Origin of the sequence: Pseudoalteromonas sp. NZS100 (assembly GCF_015864815.1) — a bacterium.
Lineage (GTDB): Bacteria > Pseudomonadota > Gammaproteobacteria > Enterobacterales > Alteromonadaceae > Pseudoalteromonas > Pseudoalteromonas distincta.
This window is the reverse complement of the sequence record NZ_JADYWM010000003.1, coordinates 284,367-300,490: the sequence shown is the minus strand read 5'-3', so window position 1 is coordinate 300,490 and position 16,124 is coordinate 284,367. Positions and strand designations below refer to the sequence as shown.

Annotated in this window: 17 protein-coding genes; all 17 read left to right on the top strand. The window is 40.7% G+C overall.

The window, feature by feature from the left end; all coding sequences use genetic code 11:
- Positions 1–87: 87 nt before the first annotated feature.
- Positions 88–1,200 carry a PAS domain-containing sensor histidine kinase gene (locus I6E69_RS04800; RefSeq protein ID WP_002959347.1) on the top strand — a complete coding sequence of 371 codons (1,113 nt, stop codon included), beginning with the start codon at positions 88–90 and terminating at the stop codon, positions 1,198–1,200.
- On the top strand, positions 1,197–2,663 hold the full coding sequence (locus I6E69_RS04795) for a sigma-54 dependent transcriptional regulator (RefSeq protein WP_197120744.1): 1,467 nt from the start codon (positions 1,197–1,199) through the stop codon (positions 2,661–2,663). The genes I6E69_RS04800 and I6E69_RS04795 overlap by 4 nt, the downstream gene beginning before the upstream one ends.
- A 156-nt stretch (positions 2,664–2,819) precedes the next feature.
- A complete protein-coding gene (gene fliE / locus I6E69_RS04790; RefSeq protein WP_039484631.1) occupies positions 2,820–3,152 on the top strand; it encodes a flagellar hook-basal body complex protein FliE in 333 nt (110 codons plus the stop codon).
- A gap of 20 nt (positions 3,153–3,172) precedes the next feature.
- A complete protein-coding gene (gene fliF / locus I6E69_RS04785) occupies positions 3,173–4,891 on the top strand; it encodes a flagellar basal-body MS-ring/collar protein FliF (RefSeq protein ID WP_182721180.1) in 1,719 nt (572 codons plus the stop codon).
- Positions 4,884–5,924 (top strand): flagellar motor switch protein FliG, encoded by a 1,041-nt coding sequence (gene fliG / locus I6E69_RS04780; protein WP_007581881.1) that lies wholly within the window; start codon positions 4,884–4,886, stop codon positions 5,922–5,924. The genes fliF and fliG overlap by 8 nt, the downstream gene beginning before the upstream one ends.
- A 3-nt stretch (positions 5,925–5,927) precedes the next feature.
- Positions 5,928–6,734 (top strand): flagellar assembly protein FliH, encoded by an 807-nt coding sequence (gene fliH, locus I6E69_RS04775; protein ID WP_149602294.1) that lies wholly within the window; start codon positions 5,928–5,930, stop codon positions 6,732–6,734.
- 18 nt (positions 6,735–6,752) lie between these two features.
- The gene (gene fliI, locus I6E69_RS04770) at positions 6,753–8,087 is read left to right on the top strand and encodes a flagellar protein export ATPase FliI (protein ID WP_002959338.1); all 1,335 of its coding nucleotides are present in this window, start codon (positions 6,753–6,755) and stop codon (positions 8,085–8,087) included.
- A complete protein-coding gene (gene fliJ / locus I6E69_RS04765) occupies positions 8,087–8,533 on the top strand; it encodes a flagellar export protein FliJ (protein WP_002959337.1) in 447 nt (148 codons plus the stop codon). Before fliI ends, fliJ begins: the two co-directional genes overlap by 1 nt.
- 89 nt (positions 8,534–8,622) lie before the next feature.
- Positions 8,623–10,644, top strand: coding sequence for a flagellar hook-length control protein FliK (locus I6E69_RS04760; RefSeq protein ID WP_197120743.1), 2,022 nt, complete (start codon positions 8,623–8,625; stop codon positions 10,642–10,644).
- A 57-nt stretch (positions 10,645–10,701) separates the two neighbouring features.
- The gene (gene fliL, locus I6E69_RS04755) at positions 10,702–11,232 is read left to right on the top strand and encodes a flagellar basal body-associated protein FliL (RefSeq protein WP_002959335.1); all 531 of its coding nucleotides are present in this window, start codon (positions 10,702–10,704) and stop codon (positions 11,230–11,232) included.
- A 9-nt stretch (positions 11,233–11,241) separates the two neighbouring features.
- A complete protein-coding gene (gene fliM, locus I6E69_RS04750) occupies positions 11,242–12,333 on the top strand; it encodes a flagellar motor switch protein FliM (RefSeq protein ID WP_002959334.1) in 1,092 nt (363 codons plus the stop codon).
- A gap of 20 nt (positions 12,334–12,353) precedes the next feature.
- Entirely contained in the window at positions 12,354–12,752 is a 399-nt protein-coding gene (gene fliN / locus I6E69_RS04745; RefSeq protein WP_002959332.1) for a flagellar motor switch protein FliN, read from the top strand.
- The gene (fliO, locus tag I6E69_RS04740) at positions 12,749–13,132 is read left to right on the top strand and encodes a flagellar biosynthetic protein FliO (protein ID WP_197120742.1); all 384 of its coding nucleotides are present in this window, start codon (positions 12,749–12,751) and stop codon (positions 13,130–13,132) included. Before fliN ends, fliO begins: the two co-directional genes overlap by 4 nt.
- Before the next feature lie 4 nt (positions 13,133–13,136).
- A complete protein-coding gene (gene fliP, locus I6E69_RS04735; protein ID WP_002959327.1) occupies positions 13,137–13,877 on the top strand; it encodes a flagellar type III secretion system pore protein FliP in 741 nt (246 codons plus the stop codon).
- Between the two features lie 40 nt (positions 13,878–13,917).
- Positions 13,918–14,187, top strand: a complete 270-nt coding sequence (gene fliQ / locus I6E69_RS04730) for a flagellar biosynthesis protein FliQ (RefSeq protein WP_002959325.1) — start codon at positions 13,918–13,920, stop codon at positions 14,185–14,187.
- Between the two features lie 2 nt (positions 14,188–14,189).
- Positions 14,190–14,969, top strand: coding sequence for a flagellar biosynthetic protein FliR (fliR, locus tag I6E69_RS04725; protein ID WP_024596364.1), 780 nt, complete (start codon positions 14,190–14,192; stop codon positions 14,967–14,969).
- Between the two features lie 9 nt (positions 14,970–14,978).
- Entirely contained in the window at positions 14,979–16,109 is a 1,131-nt protein-coding gene (gene flhB / locus I6E69_RS04720; protein WP_024596365.1) for a flagellar biosynthesis protein FlhB, read from the top strand.
- Positions 16,110–16,124: the final 15 nt, after the last annotated feature.

The window sequence follows — 16,124 nt, the reverse complement described above, 5'->3', positions numbered from 1 at the left end:
TGATGTAACTTAATGATAAGTATGTAAATAAATTTTGGTATAAATCGTGCATTTAGACATGTATCTACATCAATTCGAGATTTGATTATGGCCCTTGCTAGCGTGCTAAAACCACAGTTTTTTTCTGCAAATCAGTATAACCCATGTTTACTTCAAGAGGAGTACATTGGTGAATTAAGCGATCTGCGCAAGCAAGCAAGTTGGCTTTCGCACTTGGTTGATACCATGCCAGCAGGTGTGGTTGTACTTGATGGCAAAGGGTTGATTGCAAAAGCGAATCAAATAGCTATTGATATGCTTGGCGAGCCACTTGAAGGCGAACGCTGGTTTAATGTTATTCAGCGCTCTTTTAGGCCACATCAAGATGATGGCCATGAAGTGTCTTTAAAGGACGGGCGCCTAATAAAGCTTGATATTACCGCTTTAGCACCAGAGCCTGGGCAACTTATTTTAATGACGGATTTAACCGAAACCCGTCGCTTACAAAAACGTGTTGCACATATGCAGCGATTAAGCGCGCTGGGCAAAATGGTTGCATCATTAGCGCACCAAGTACGCACACCGCTCTCAGCCGCTATGCTGTACGCTGCTAATTTAGGGTCAAAGCGCTTACCTGAAGCATCTCGTGATAATTTTCAAACAAAGTTAATGTCGCGTTTAAAAGATTTAGAAACTCAAGTAAACGACATGCTGTTATTTGCTAAAAGTGGCGATCAGCAAGTTGTTGAGCAAGTTTCAATGCAGCAGCTTTTAACAGAAGTTAAAGCAGGTGCCGATGCGATGGTCGCACTTAATGAAAGTGAACTGGATGTAAGCTTACCAGAGCCAGATATACAAATAGTTGGTAATAAAACGGCATTGGCCAGTGCTATTCAAAATCTAGTGCACAATAGTATTCAAGTTATTGGCAGCGGCGCAAAAGTAAAAATTAGCGCACAAAGAGATTTAAAAGATTTAGATATGGTTCGTATTAGTGTGAGCGACAATGGCCCAGGTGTTGATTTAAGCCAAAGCGATAAAATTTTTGAACCATTTTTTACTACAAAAAGTCAGGGCACAGGTTTAGGGCTTGCTGTAGTGAGTTCGGTGGCTAGTGCGCACCAAGGCCGTGTTGATGTGACTAATAATACGCAGGGTGGTGCCTGCTTTAGCTTGTTACTGCCTATTAAGGCAACATCTAAATTAGAGGGGTCATTATGAGTAACACTATTTTAGTTGTCGAAGATGACGCAGGGCTTCGTGAAGCCTTAATAGATACCCTTGAAATGTCGGGTATTGAATGTGTTGCAGCGAGCAGTGCTGAGCAAGCAATGTTACTGCTTAAAAAGGATCAATTTTCGCTTGTTGTAAGCGACGTGCAAATGGGCGCAATGAGTGGACTGGATTTACTACGCAGTATTAAATTAAACCACCCTGATTTACCTGTATTGATGATGACGGCGTATGCCACAATTGACGATGCGGTAGAGGCCATGCGCCTAGGTGCAATTGACTACATGGCAAAACCATTTGCACCTGAAGTGCTGTTAAATATGGTGAGCCGTTATTTGCCTGAAAAAGCAAAAGAAACCGACGGCCCCATTGTTGCTGATCCAACTAGTATTCAATTATTGGAGCTTGCAAGTAAAGTAGCACGCTCTGATGCAAGTGTAATGGTACTTGGCCCAAGTGGTTCAGGTAAGGAAGTACTTGCGCGTTATATTCATGATAAGTCGAGCCGATGTAATGAGCCATTTGTAGCGATTAACTGCGCGGCTATTCCTGAAAATATGCTCGAAGCCACGTTATTTGGTTACGAAAAAGGGGCTTTTACGGGGGCGATTCAAGCATGTCCGGGTAAGTTTGAGCAAGCACAAGGCGGTACTATTTTACTTGATGAAATTACTGAAATGGATTTAGGGCTTCAAGCTAAACTTTTACGCGTACTGCAAGAGCGTGAAGTTGAGCGTTTAGGGGGGCGTAAAACAATTCAGCTCGATGTACGTATTTTGGCAACCAGTAATCGTGATTTAAAAGAAGCTGTGTCTGAGAATCAGTTTAGAGAAGATTTATATTACAGGCTTAATGTTTTTCCACTTATGTGGCGACCATTGTGCCAACGCCCTGGCGATATTATTGTATTGGCTAAGCATTTAATTGAGCGCCATATAAGTAAAAGCAAAGAGCCTATGGCGTATTTAGATAAAGCTGCTGAGCAAAAGTTACTGGCTCACGCGTGGCCTGGTAATGTGCGCGAGCTTGATAATGTTATACAGCGTGCACTTATACTGCGCACGGGTAATACAATAAACGAGCATGCTATTTTTATCGAAAACTTAGTATCTAATAACTTTGTTATGGAGCCTTCATTGGCACCAGCGCTAACAGTATCGCCAACAGAATTAGCTCACGCAGATAAAGGTGTTGATAAAAGCACGTTAAGCTCTGCATATTATGATGAAAAATCGCATGCTGAGGATGAGCCTAATCAAGGTTTGCTAGCGGCAGATACCGGTAGCTATAAAGATGAGCTTAAAGACAAAGAGCATCGTATTATTTTAGAAACCCTTGCACGTTGCCAAGGTAAGCGTAAAGACGTTGCTGAAACGTTGGGTATAAGCCCACGAACTTTACGTTATAAACTAGCGCAAATGCGCGATTTAGGTATTTCACTTCCTGCATAACCTCCTATAAACCCTAAGTTTGCGCTGCGAGCTTAGGGTTGTCAAAACTCTGACTCACACAAATTAAAGTTAACCTACTGTATTTTAATGATTAATTATTTGGCATGCTTTGTGCTTTATTACTTATAAGAGTTCACTGCGTGTCAGAGATAAATTATGAAAATTCAAAACAGTGCTGTATTTCAAGAAATGCAATCAATGGCTTTAGAAGCCGGCCGTAATAATCAAACTAATAAACTGCCAACTCAGGTGCAGTCTACTTCTACAGCACAATTTGGCGACATGCTAAGTGATGCAATAAATTCAGTGCACGGGTTACAACAAGATGCCGCGCAAAAAGTAACAGCAGTTGAGATGGGGGATCGAAGTGTATCCCTTGCTGAGGCGATGATTGCTTCTCAAAAATCATCAGTTGCTTTTGAGGCTACAGTACAGGTTCGTAATAAACTTGTTGAAGCTTATAAAGAAATCATGAACATGCCTGTTTAATTAGGTAGTGGAGAATTATTGTGGCGCAATCTAACCAATCTACAGACCTAGCACTTGCTGGTGGCGGTATTGACCAAAGTGGTGGTGGTGATGATCAACAAGAACAAAAGTCAGGCTACTTAAGTGCTTTAAATGGTGTTGATGTATTGCGCCAAGTAACATTGGTTATAGCATTGGCTATTTGTTTAGCTATCGCGATTTTTATTATTATTTGGGCTCGTCAGCCAGATATGCGCCCGTTAGGCAAAATGCAAACAGAAGAGCTTATTCAAACATTAGACTTTTTAGATGCGCAAAAAATTGAATATCAACTTGATGGCAATGTTGTATCGGTTGATGAAAGCGAATACCAAAACATTAAATTGCTAATGACCCGCGAAGGGTTAGAGCAAGGCCCTGCATCTGGCTCCGACATAATTATGCAAGATATGGGCTTTGGTGTAAGCCAACGCTTAGAGCGCGAACGCCTTAAACATGGCCGCGAGCAACAACTTGCCCGCACCATTGAAGAGCTAAATAACATTACTCGCGCCAAAGTATTGTTAGCCATCCCTAAAGAAAACGTATTTGCCCGCAGAGAGAAAAAACCATCCGCTACTGTTGTATTAACACTTAAGCGTGGCCGCTCACTTGACCGTGAAGAAGTAGACTCTGTTGTTGATATGATTGCTTCAGCAGTACAAGGCTTAGAGCCTGCACGTGTTACAGTTACTGACCAAAATGGTCGATTATTAAATTCAGGTTCGCAAAGCTCATTAGCAGCACGCTCTCGTAAAGAATACGATTTAGAACGTAAGCGCGAACAAGAGTATCTTGAAAAAATAGACAGTATTTTAATACCGGTTGTTGGGCTTGCAAACTATACAGCTCAAGTTGATTTGAGCATGGACTTTAGCTCAGTTGAGGAAACTCAAAAGCGTTATAACCCAGACCTACCAGCGGTTAGAAGCGAAACCACATTTGAAGAAAATAACATTGGTGGTTTAGCTGTTGGTATTCCTGGTGCGCTTACAAATCAACCACCGCTAAACTCAAACATCCCTGAAGTTGCAGGACAAGGCGGCGCAGGCACAGCTACGTCACCAACACGTAGCCACAAAGAAGCAACACGTAATTATGAACTCGATACAACAATTTCTCACAAGCGCCAGCAAAGTGGTGTAATACGCAGAATAAGTGTGTCAGTTGCTGTTGACTATGTCCCTAAAGTGGGAGAAAACGGCGAAACAACTATGGCCCCGCGCTCGGTAGAGGCATTGTCAAATATTCGTCGCTTACTACAAGGTGGTGTAGGTTTTGATATGCAACGTGGTGATGCACTTGAAGTAGTAACAGTGCCGTTTGTACGTGAAGCAACAAATTTAGCAATAGAAGTGCCACTGTGGGAACAAGACTGGTTTATGAAAATAGCCCGCCTTGTACTAGGGGCCTTAGTTATCATTGTATTGATAATGGCAGTAGTAAAACCAATGCTTAAGCGCTTAATTTACCCAGACGATACACTAGAAGAATACGACGAAGATGCATTAAGTTCAGGCGTAGATATTGGCGACAATACACTTGATATGCTAAATAAAGACTTTGATTCTGCTTCGGTTGGTTTCTCAAGTGATGGTACACTGCAGTTACCGGATTTACATGGCGACGAAGATTTACTCAAAGCAATTCGTGCCCTTGTAGCTAACGAACCAGAACTATCATCACAAGTAGTGAAAGCGTGGTTAACAGAAGATGACTGATCAAGAACAAAAACAACTCCCGCCAGCCTTTGATGTTGATAAGCTAGATGGGGTAGATAAAGCCGCTATATTACTTTTGAGTTTATCAGAAGAAGATGCCGCGCAAATCCTTAAACACTTAGAGCCTAAACAGGTGCAAAAAGTGGGTATGGCGATGGCTGGGCTACAGGATTTATCTCAAGCTAAAATTAGCGCTGTACATAACTTGTTTATAGAGCAAATTCAAAGCTTTAGTACCATTGGTTTTCAGTCAGAAGACTTTATTAAAAAAGCGCTTACAGCAGCACTTGGTGAAGACAAAGCCGCTAGCCTTATTGACCAAATTGTTATGGGCTCAGGTGCTAAAGGCTTGGATTCATTAAAATGGATGGACTCTAAGCAGGTAGCAAACATTATTCGTAATGAGCATCCGCAAATTCAAACCATTGTATTATCGTATTTAGAGCCTGAACAGTCAGCTGAGATTATTGCTCAGTTCCCTGAAAAAGTGCGTTTAGATTTAACAATGCGTATTGCAAACCTTGAAGAAGTTCAGCCAGCAGCACTGCAAGAGCTAAACGAAATTATGGAAAAACAATTTGCCGGCCAAGCAGGTGCGCAAGCCGCTAAAATGGGCGGCTTAAAAGCAGCTGCAGATATTATGAACTACCTAGATACCAATGTAGAAGGGCAGTTGATGGACTCTATTCGTGAGCATGACGAAGAGATGTCGCAGCAAATTCAAGACTTAATGTTTGTGTTTGAAAACTTAATGGATGTTGAAGACCGTGGTATTCAAGCAATCCTGCGAGAAGTACAACAAGACGTATTAATGAAAGCAATTAAAGGTACAGACGATGCCCTTAAAGATAAAATACTGGGCAATATGTCTAAGCGTGCAGCCGAAATGCTTGCTGATGATTTAGAAGCTATGGCACCTGTTCGTATAAGTGAAGTAGAAGCGGCGCAAAAAGAGATTTTATCAACAGCGCGTCGTTTATCTGACTCAGGTGAAATTCAGCTGGGCGGCGGCGGTGGCGAGGAGTTCTTGTAAACCATGAGCAAACTCAAAGGGCGCACACTTCGGGCTGATGAAGCAGATGAATTATTAAAAAACTGGGCTATTCCAGATGTAGCACCAGATGAGAGCAGCTTTGGCAATCGCTCTACGGCTTACGGCACACCGCTTAGTGATCTGTATAAAAAAGAATTAGCTGAAGAAATGCCAATTGATGAGCCACAAGAACCAGAATTGCCTGCGCTTACTATGGTTGAGCTTGAACGCATTAGGCAAGACGCCTACGAAGAAGGCCTTAAGCAAGGTCATGAGCAAGGCTACATAGACGGTTTTGAAAAAGGCGTTGGCGAAGGCAAAGAGGCAGGCTACAAAGAAGGCTTAGAACAAGGTAAAACCAAAGGCCTTGATGACGTAAAACCATTAATTGAAGAGCAGTTAACAAGTTTAAAAACTATTTTAGAGGGACTTACTGCACCGCTAGATAAAGTAGATGAACAAGCCGAAAGGCAATTAGTACAACTTGCTAGCATGTTAGCGGAAGCTGTTATTTATCAAGAAGTAAAAACATCGCCAGATGTGATTTTACATACGTTAAAGCAAAGTATAGATTCTCTTAATGCCGAGCAAGAAAAAGTACGAATTCATTTAAACCCCGAAGATTTAGAGCTCATAAAAGAGAGTTACGGCGAACAAACCATTATTGATAATAACTGGCAATTAATGGCAGAGCCCACTCTTGAGCGCGGTGGCTGTGAAGTTAAAACAGCGCAATCATCACTCGATATGACCCTTAAAACACGTGTCAAAGAAACGTTGGATAGTTTTTTGCATAATAGTGGTATCTAACTATTTTATTGGCGTGTTATGTCAACTCAACGTGCACCTTTAAGCGAACGCTTATCTCAATATCAACAACATATTAAAACCCCAGCGCCTGCTGTGGCAGGTATTTTAACGCGTGTTGTTGGCCTTACCCTTGAGGCTAGAGGTTTACGTGCTCCCGTTGGTAGCCAATGTAAAATAGAAACTATGAACGGCTTTGTAGACGCCGAAATAGTCGGTTTTAACGATCAAACTCTGTATTTAATGCCTAATGATCATATCTCTGGTGTACTTCCTGGTGCGCGTGTAATTCCTCAAGTTAATAACTTAGGTTTACCTGTAGGGATGAGTTTACTAGGGCGCGTGGTTGATGGCTTAGGGCGACCGCTAGATGGCCTTGGTAAAATTAATGCTGAGCATCATTTAAAGTTTGCACAAAATACTATAAACCCGCTTTCAAGAAGACCAATCACTAAGCCTATGGATGTAGGTGTGCGTGCTATTAACTCGGTTATTACAGTAGGGCAAGGCCAGCGCATGGGCTTGTTTGCAGGCTCTGGTGTGGGTAAATCAGTACTTCTCGGTATGATGACCCGAGGTAGCGAAGCCGATGTAATTGTTGTTGGCTTAGTGGGGGAACGTGGTCGCGAAGTAAAAGAATTTATTGAAGAAATACTCGGTGTAGAGGGGCGCAAACGTTCAGTTGTTGTCGCAGCGCCCGCTGATTCATCACCACTTATGCGTTTAAAAGGCTGTGAGAGCGCCGTAACTATTGCAGAGTATTTTAGAGATCAGGGTTTAAACGTATTATTGTTACTCGATTCGGTAACGCGTTATGCAATGGCGCAACGTGAAATTGCACTTGCTGTTGGCGAGCCGCCAGCTACAAAGGGTTATCCGCCTTCGGTGTTTGCTAAATTACCTGCGCTGGTGGAGCGTGCTGGTAATGGCGGTGAAGGGCAAGGTTCAATTACCGCCTTTTTTACGGTGTTGAGTGAAGGCGATGATATGCAAGACCCTATTGCTGATGCAGCGCGAGCTATATTAGATGGCCACATTGTACTATCGCGTGATTTAGCTGACAGTGGGCACTATCCCGCTATAGATATTGAAAAGTCGATTTCGCGTGTTATGCCTCAAGTCGTTTCTGAACCACACATGCAACAAGCCCGTGTACTTAAGCAAGTTTATTCAATGTATCAACAAAACAAAGATATGATTACTTTAGGTGCTTATCAAAAAGGGACCGATCAAATGCTCGACCAAGCCATAAATATGATGCCAAGAGTAAATGCATTTTTACAACAAGGTATGCGAGATGTCATTAGTTACGATGATGGTCTGCAAGGTCTTGCTCAGTTACTAGGACAAGCATAATGGCTAAAAATAAACTCGATTTATTGCTCAAAATTGAAAATGATAAAGAAGAAAATTTGCGCATGAGTTACTTACAAGCCAATCAAAATTTGCAAGCAAATCAACAAAAGCTGCAAGGTTTAAATAACTTTAGACTTGAATATTCTCAACAGTTACACCTAAAAGGTAAGTCGGGTTTATCTAGTGCAGGGTTTGGTCAGTACCATGCTTTTATAGCTAAAATTGAAGAGGCAATTCGCCAACAAGCAAGTACAGTAAATACAGCTAAGCAAGTTGTTACTCAACGTAAAACGCTATGGCTTAAGCAGCAAATTAAAGCTAAAGCAGTTGCCAAATTAATCGAGAATCAAAAACTCAAAGCAAATGCGTTAATGGCTAAAAACGAGCAGAAAATGTTAGATGAGTTTTCAGCTAATCAGTTTTTTCAACGTCGGAAAGCTTTGTAATTCAGGCACGTTAATTGCTTTGTTACTTAGTGGTATTTAACTTTTGGCGGTATGCGGTGGCATATTGCCGTAATGGTATTAGGTGATTTATGGCGATGAATAACATTTCGTTTTTAGTTTCTTCTGAAAAAGATTCACTGTTAGCTTTTAAAGACAATAGCTTAGCTAATGGCGAAGGAAATTTAGGCGAGGAATTTTTAAGCCAGCTAAACGAAGCACATAACTCTATGGGGCCTTTGCTTAAGGGCAATAAAAATCCCGATGCCGAAAACTCGATTGCCATACCTAAGCATAAACAGCCAGAAGAAAATGAAAATCTGAGCGTAAAGCTAGATGAAATAACAACAGACGAAGTTACTTTTGTATCTGTTGAGATGCTTGATCAAATTAATTCAGCACAAGCAATGAGCACCTCGATTAATAAGCCGTTCGATGCAACTAAAAGTATAGAATCAGAAAATGCAGAGTTAGAAACCACCTCAGTAATTTTATCTGCTAATACAAGTGATGAAGTAACGACTGAAGAAGCGAATACAGCGAGTGTGGTGCAAAATCCAATTGCCACTAATGTAGACTCTAAAACGGCTAAATTAATTGATTCAAAAAGCGATAACTTAAGCTCACTACCTTTGAACTCTTTACCATTAAATGAAGGCAAACATCGGAAAAGTGGTGTTGCTGAAGCTATTGAAGGGCCATTAAATTTTATCAATAAAAAGTCCGATGACAGCCCTGGCTCTACATTAGAAAAACCTGAATTTGCATCAATGGGTTCTAAAGAGCAGCTAGGACAAAATAAGTCTGCTGATAAAAATAATATAGTTTTGCCAACACCCACCAACAAAGCGGGTGTTACTCAGTCTCCTTTAGCACCAACTGAAGCTGATAATAATACTGCAATAGATACGTTAATGACTAAAGATGCGAGCTTAATTAAAGCTAATAGCGTTATTGCTAGTTTAACGCCTGAGCAGCGCTCACAACTTAACGCGCAAGTTAAGGTATTAGAGAACGCTGATTCAACAAATAGCGCAACTAGTAACACTTCAAATCTTAAGCAAATGCTTGCACAATTTATTACTGATAACGAAAAAGCGCAAAGCACGGTAACAAAACACTCTTTTAGCGCAGAAATAAATTCACTTAATACAACTGAAAAACAAAGTTTATTAACGCAATTAAACGCATATATTAAAACAGAGCAGCCTAAAGGCGAGCAGTTGTCAGTGCTTAAGCAAACAGTTAATGAGTTAAAAGCTTCTATTGAAATTGGGCTTGCTGATACCGCTAAATCAGACTCAAAAACGTTTGTGGCCTCAGAGACTCCTAATACAGTATATGATCCACAAAAGTTAAGCTTAAAGGCATCTACAAACGAAGGCGCGGATATCAATAAAGCCGTAGCAACCTCTGCTAAGCGTGATGATTTATTAAAATCATTTGAAGAGTTACAAAAAGATGGGCTTAGAAAAATAACGGCAGAACAAACTCCTGCACGCGTAGTACAAGTATTTACGCAAATTACAGCCGCTTTAAATACTCAGCAAACGAGCACATTAAGCCAATACGACTCATTAAGTTACGAGCAGAGCTTACTTGATACCCAAATAATACAAACTCAACAATTACAAAGTACATCACAAGTTAAGCAAGTAAGTATTGATCCAGGTGTAATGCAGGCAATTAATATTGTTAAAAGTGATGCAGCTAAATTACTGCAAGAGCGCGTTAGCTCAATGTTGAGCATTAATAATAAAGAAGCAGAAATTCGCCTCGATCCTCCAGAAATGGGCAGCATGCAAATACGTATTCGTAGTGATGCAGAACAAGCACATATAAACTTTGTTGTACAAAACCAGCAAGCCAAAGAAGCGCTTGAGCAATCAATGCCGCGCTTACGTGAAATGTTAGCGCAACAAGGGCTAGAGCTTGGTGAAAGCACTATTTCTTATGGGCAATCAGGTGGTGAAACAGCTGAGCAAAGTGAGAGTGGAGCCCAAGGTAATTTGGCTAATAATAAGTCAGTTAATGATGAAAATGACGAGCAAGCAAATAACACTGCACAAAGTTCTCGACAACAAACTTCATCATCAATAGATTACTATGCCTAAGTACTGCTATTATAATAGTTAAAACAAGCAAGTACCTTTGCGATTAAAGGAATCATGATGGCTGAAGAAGCAAGTTTAGAAATCGAAGAAACCGGTAAAAGTAAAAAGAAACTAATAATAATCATAGTAGCTGTACTACTTATTGCAGGTGGTGCTGCGGGTTACTTTTTTATGTCAGGTTCGGATGCGCCAGTTGAAACCTTAGATGAAGAGACTGCGATGTCGACTGATGCTGCTCCTGCAGCTTCTGGTTCATCAGCAGAAGTTGGTAGTGCTTTATATGTTGCTATGCCACGCCCATTTGTATTTAACGTGCCTGGCTCAAGTCGCGATAGAATTGTACAAATTAAAGTACAATTATTAGTACGTGGCGAAGTAAATGAAGAAACAGCCAAAAAACATATTCCACTAATAGAAGGGACGCTATTAAGCGTGTTTTCTACTACAACAGCTGATGAATTAAGTACGAGCTCTGGTAAAGAAACACTTCGTTTTTCTGCACTTGAAAAGGTACAAAAAGCCTTAATGGATGTTGAAGGCAGTAAAGTAATTGAGCGGGTATTGTTTACCGGCTTTGTGATGCAATAAGGGGTTAGCGTGAGCGATTTATTATCCCAAGACGAAATTGATGCGCTATTACATGGCGTTGATGACGTTGAAGAGGAAGATATACACGAAGGTGAAGATGGCGGGGGAAGTACGCTTCAGTACGATTTTTCTTCGCAAGATCGGATCGTACGTGGTCGTATGCCGACGCTGGAAATTGTTAACGAACGCTTTGCTCGTCATATGCGAATTAGCCTATTTAATATGATGCGTCGCACCGCAGAGGTGTCTATTAACGGCGTGCAAATGATTAAGTTTGGCGAGTATATTCATACTTTATTTGTTCCAACCAGTTTAAATATGGTCCGTTTTAGGCCTTTAAAAGGCACTGGCCTGATTACCATGGAAGCACGACTTGTGTTTATTTTGGTAGATAACTTTTTTGGTGGTGACGGGCGTTATCATGCAAAAATAGAGGGCCGAGAATTTACCCCAACAGAGCGCCGGATTGTACAAATGCTCCTTAAAATAATCTTTGAAGACTACAAAGAAGCATGGGCACCGGTTATGGATGTATCGTTTGAATATCTCGATTCAGAAGTAAACCCAGCTATGGCGAATATTGTAAGTCCAACAGAGGTTGTGGTTATTAGCTCTTTTCATATTGAGCTTGATGGCGGTGGCGGCGATTTTCATATTGCACTTCCGTATTCGATGCTTGAGCCAATCCGAGAGCTTTTAGATGCGGGTGTTCAATCTGATACAGAGGATACCGACTTACGTTGGAGCAAAGCACTTCGCGATGAAATAATGGATGTTGAGGTTGATATGTCGACTCAGTTACTTGAAGTTGATTTGACCTTAAAGCAAATTATGGAATTAAAAGCAGGTGATATTATTCCGGTTGAAATGCCTGAGCATATAACCGTATTTGTTGAGGAACTCCCTACATTTAGAGCCAAGATGGGTCGCTCTCGCGATAATGTTGCGCTTCAAATTAGTGAAAAAATTAAACGACCTGATTCAGTTAAATCTGAGCTGCATGTATTTACCAAAGGCGGCAAGAAAATTGACTCAGATGCAGAATTAGCAGAACTAGAAGATGATTTACACCTCTCTGACGGTGTAGACTTAGACTGGTAATTGATTAAAAGGTTAAAAGTATGAGCGATGATCAAGACACAATGGATGAATGGGCAGCAGCATTAGCAGAAGCCGAAGGTCCAGATGATAGTGGCGAAGCACATGTTGCAGAGCTTGATGAGTTAAGTGATTCAAAACACGAAATGAGTGGTGATGAAAAACGGAAACTCGACACTATTTTAGATATTCCCGTTACTATTTCAATGGAAGTAGGGCGCTCTAAAATCAACATTCGTAACTTACTGCAACTTAATCAAGGCTCTGTTGTTGAGCTTGACCGTGTTGCGGGTGAGCCGCTAGACGTGCTAGTTAATGGTACTTTAATCGCTCATGGTGAAGTAGTTGTAGTAAACGACAAATTTGGTATTCGCTTAACTGACGTGATAAGCCAAGTAGAGCGGATCAAAAAATTACGATGAGCTTATTAGTTGCTTTAACGACTACCGTTTTTTCAAAAGCAGATGTGGCAACACCAACTGGGGATATATTCTCTATGGTGCTGTCGCTTGTAATGGTGCTAGTACTGATTATTGTACTGGCATTTTTTGTTAAAAAGCTTAACCCTAATTTAGCAAATAGTGATGAGTTTAAAGTAGTTAGAAGTCTACCTTTAGGTTCTCGCGAGCGTTTAATGGTTGTTGAGATAGATAATGCTCAGCATTTGCTTGGTGTAACTCCCCACAGTATTAATTATTTACACAAGTTAGAAACCCCATTAAGTGAAAAAGAACTGCCTGAACTCGCTAAACGATTTGGTAAACTTTTAAACCCGCAATCAAACCAAAATAAAAAGAATTAAACCTATGACAAAGTGGCTGCTTATTATTTTTGCCATGGTGTTTGTACCAAATGTAAGTGCAGAAGGAATTGATGCCCTTACTATTACAACAAACGCTGATGGCACGCAAGATTACTCAGTAACGTTACAAGTTTTAGCAATTATGACGGCGCTGAGTTTTATACCGGCCGCCATAATTATGATGACCTCTTTTACACGAATTATTGTTGTACTCGCCATTTTGCGCCAAGCAATTGGCTTACAGCAAACACCGTCAAACCAAGTGTTATTAGGTATGTCACTTTTTTTAAGTATTTTTATAATGGCGCCTATTTATCAGCAGGTAAACGAGCGAGCTATAGAGCCTTACTTAAATGAGCAGGTTACATCAGTAGAGGCTTTAGAGCTTGCTAAAGAGCCAATGAAAGCATTTATGCTTTCACAGGTGCGTTTAAAAGATTTAGAAACGTTTGCTAAAATTGCTGGTTACGATCAGTTAAATTCGCCACAAGATACGCCATTAATAGTGTTAATACCGGCCTTTGTAACCAGCGAACTGCAAACGGCATTTATAATTGGGTTTATGTTTTTTATCCCATTTTTAATTGTTGATTTAGTGGTCGCTTCGGTCTTAATGGCGATGGGTATGATGATGCTTTCTCCCATGATAGTGTCCTTACCGTTTAAAATTATGCTGTTTGTACTTGTTGATGGTTGGAGCTTAGTGATGGGGACTCTAGCTAAAAGCTTTGGTTTAGGGACTTAGTATGCAAAGCATTAACATGACCCAACAATAGGAGTACAACATGGAACCGGAAATTTTTGTTGATATTCTGAGTGACGCGCTGTTTTTAGTTATTAAATTGGTGTCTGCAATTGTAGTCCCAGGCCTAATTATTGGTTTAGTGGTTGCTGTATTTCAGGCGGCAACATCAATCAATGAACAAACGTTGAGCTTTTTACCTCGTTTATTAATTACCATTAGTGCGCTAATTGTAGGTGGGCACTGGCTTACTCAAGAACTGATGGATTTTTTTACTCGCCTAGTATTACTTATTCCTGAAATTGCAGGTTAAACGTGGAATACCCCTTTGCAGTTGTTATTCAATGGTTGAGCGATTTTTTGCTGCCCCTGGTACGCATTAGCTCAATGATTATGATTATGGCTGGTTTAGGTGCTAAAAATGTCCCTACGCGTATAAAAATGGGGTTATCAGTTGTTGTAACTTTTCTTGTTGTTCCTGTTCTGCCGCCCGCTACATTCACTAATTTATTTTCGTTTGAGATGATTTTAGTCGTTATTCAACAAATGCTGATTGGTGTTGCTATTGGTTTTGCATCTATACTTTTATTAAATACTTTTGTGTTAGCAGGGCAAATACTTGCGATGCAAACCGGTTTAGGTTTTGCTTCGGTTATTGACCCCTCTAATGGCGCAAGCGTCCCAGCGGTTGGCCAGTTTTTCCTTATTTTGGCCACCTTGCTATTTTTTGCTTTTAACGGTCATTTAATGATGATTCAAATGGTGGTGCATAGCTTTCAAGTGCTACCCATTGATGGCACATGGTGGTCTGTAGATCATTACTGGGACATAGTGACTTGGGGCGGCTGGATGTTTACTACAGCACTTGTGCTCTCACTTGCACCGCTTACCGCAATGCTCGTTATTAATATGTCGTTTGGGATTATGACACGTGCAGCGCCGCAATTAAATATTTTCTCTATTGGTTTTCCGTTTACCTTGGTAGCGGGACTTATTATTATTTGGGCAACACTAGGTAACTTTGTTACTCAGTTTGAGTTTCAATGGTTAAAAATGGTTGAGCTAATGTGTACTTTAGTTGGTTGCTCACCTTAGGAGAAAGTCATGTCTGAAGACTCAGGACAAGAAAAAACAGAAGAACCGACATCCAAAAAGCTTGAAGAATCTAAAAAGAAAGGCCAAATAGCACGCTCAAAAGAGCTAGGTACCATGTTTGTACTTATTTTTTCGGCTATATCGCTTTTGATGTATGGTCCTGAAATTGGTAAAGGTTTATACAATGTAATGGGCCGAACCCTTAGCTTAAACCGCAACGAAGCCTTTGATACCACTAAAATGTTTGCCGTGTGGGGAGAGGTTGCAGACGCGTTAATGTTTCCTATGGCTATGTTTGTGTTAATTATCGTTTTGGCTGCATTTATTGGTAATACGTTACTCGGTGGTTTTAATTTTAGCTGGGAAGCTGCTGCACCTAAAGCGAGTAAAATGTCGCCAATGAAGGGCTTTAAGCGGATGTTTGGTCCACAAGCGGCTATTGAGCTTGTAAAGTCACTTTTAAAATTTGGTTTGGTTGCAAGTTTTGCAGTGTTTTTAATTAATACTTATTTTGATGAAATACTGCATTTAAGTTTAGAAAGTGCACCGGGTAATATTATTCATGCCTTAGAAATTTTAGGGTGGATGTTTTTAGGCCTTTCGTGCACTTTAATTGTTATTGCCGCCATTGATGCGCCATTTCAAAGTTACAACCATAACAAACAACTTAAAATGACAATGCAAGAAATTAAAGATGAGTATAAAAATTCTGAAGGTGACCCGCAAATAAAAGCGCGCATTAGGCAAACACAAAGGCAAATGTCGCAAAACCGCATGATGCAAGATGTTCCTGACGCTGATGTTATTGTTACCAATCCAACTCACTACTCTGTAGCATTAAAATACGACACGGAGCGCGCAGGTGCGCCTATAGTACTTGCTAAAGGCATTGATGAAATGGCGATGCAAATTCGAAAAGTAGCAATAGGGAATGAAGTACCTATATTAGAATCCCCCATGTTGACCCGAGCGCTTTACCATACGGCTGAAGTAGGGGAGCAAATACCCGATCAGCTATTTACCGCAGTAGCGCAAGTTTTAGCGTATGTATTTCAGCTTAAGCGCTTTAATAAAGGGCGCGGAAAACGTCCAACTAAGCTCAATAAAAAGCTGCCAATCCCCGATGCCTACAAGTATTAAACCGTTAACTGAGTA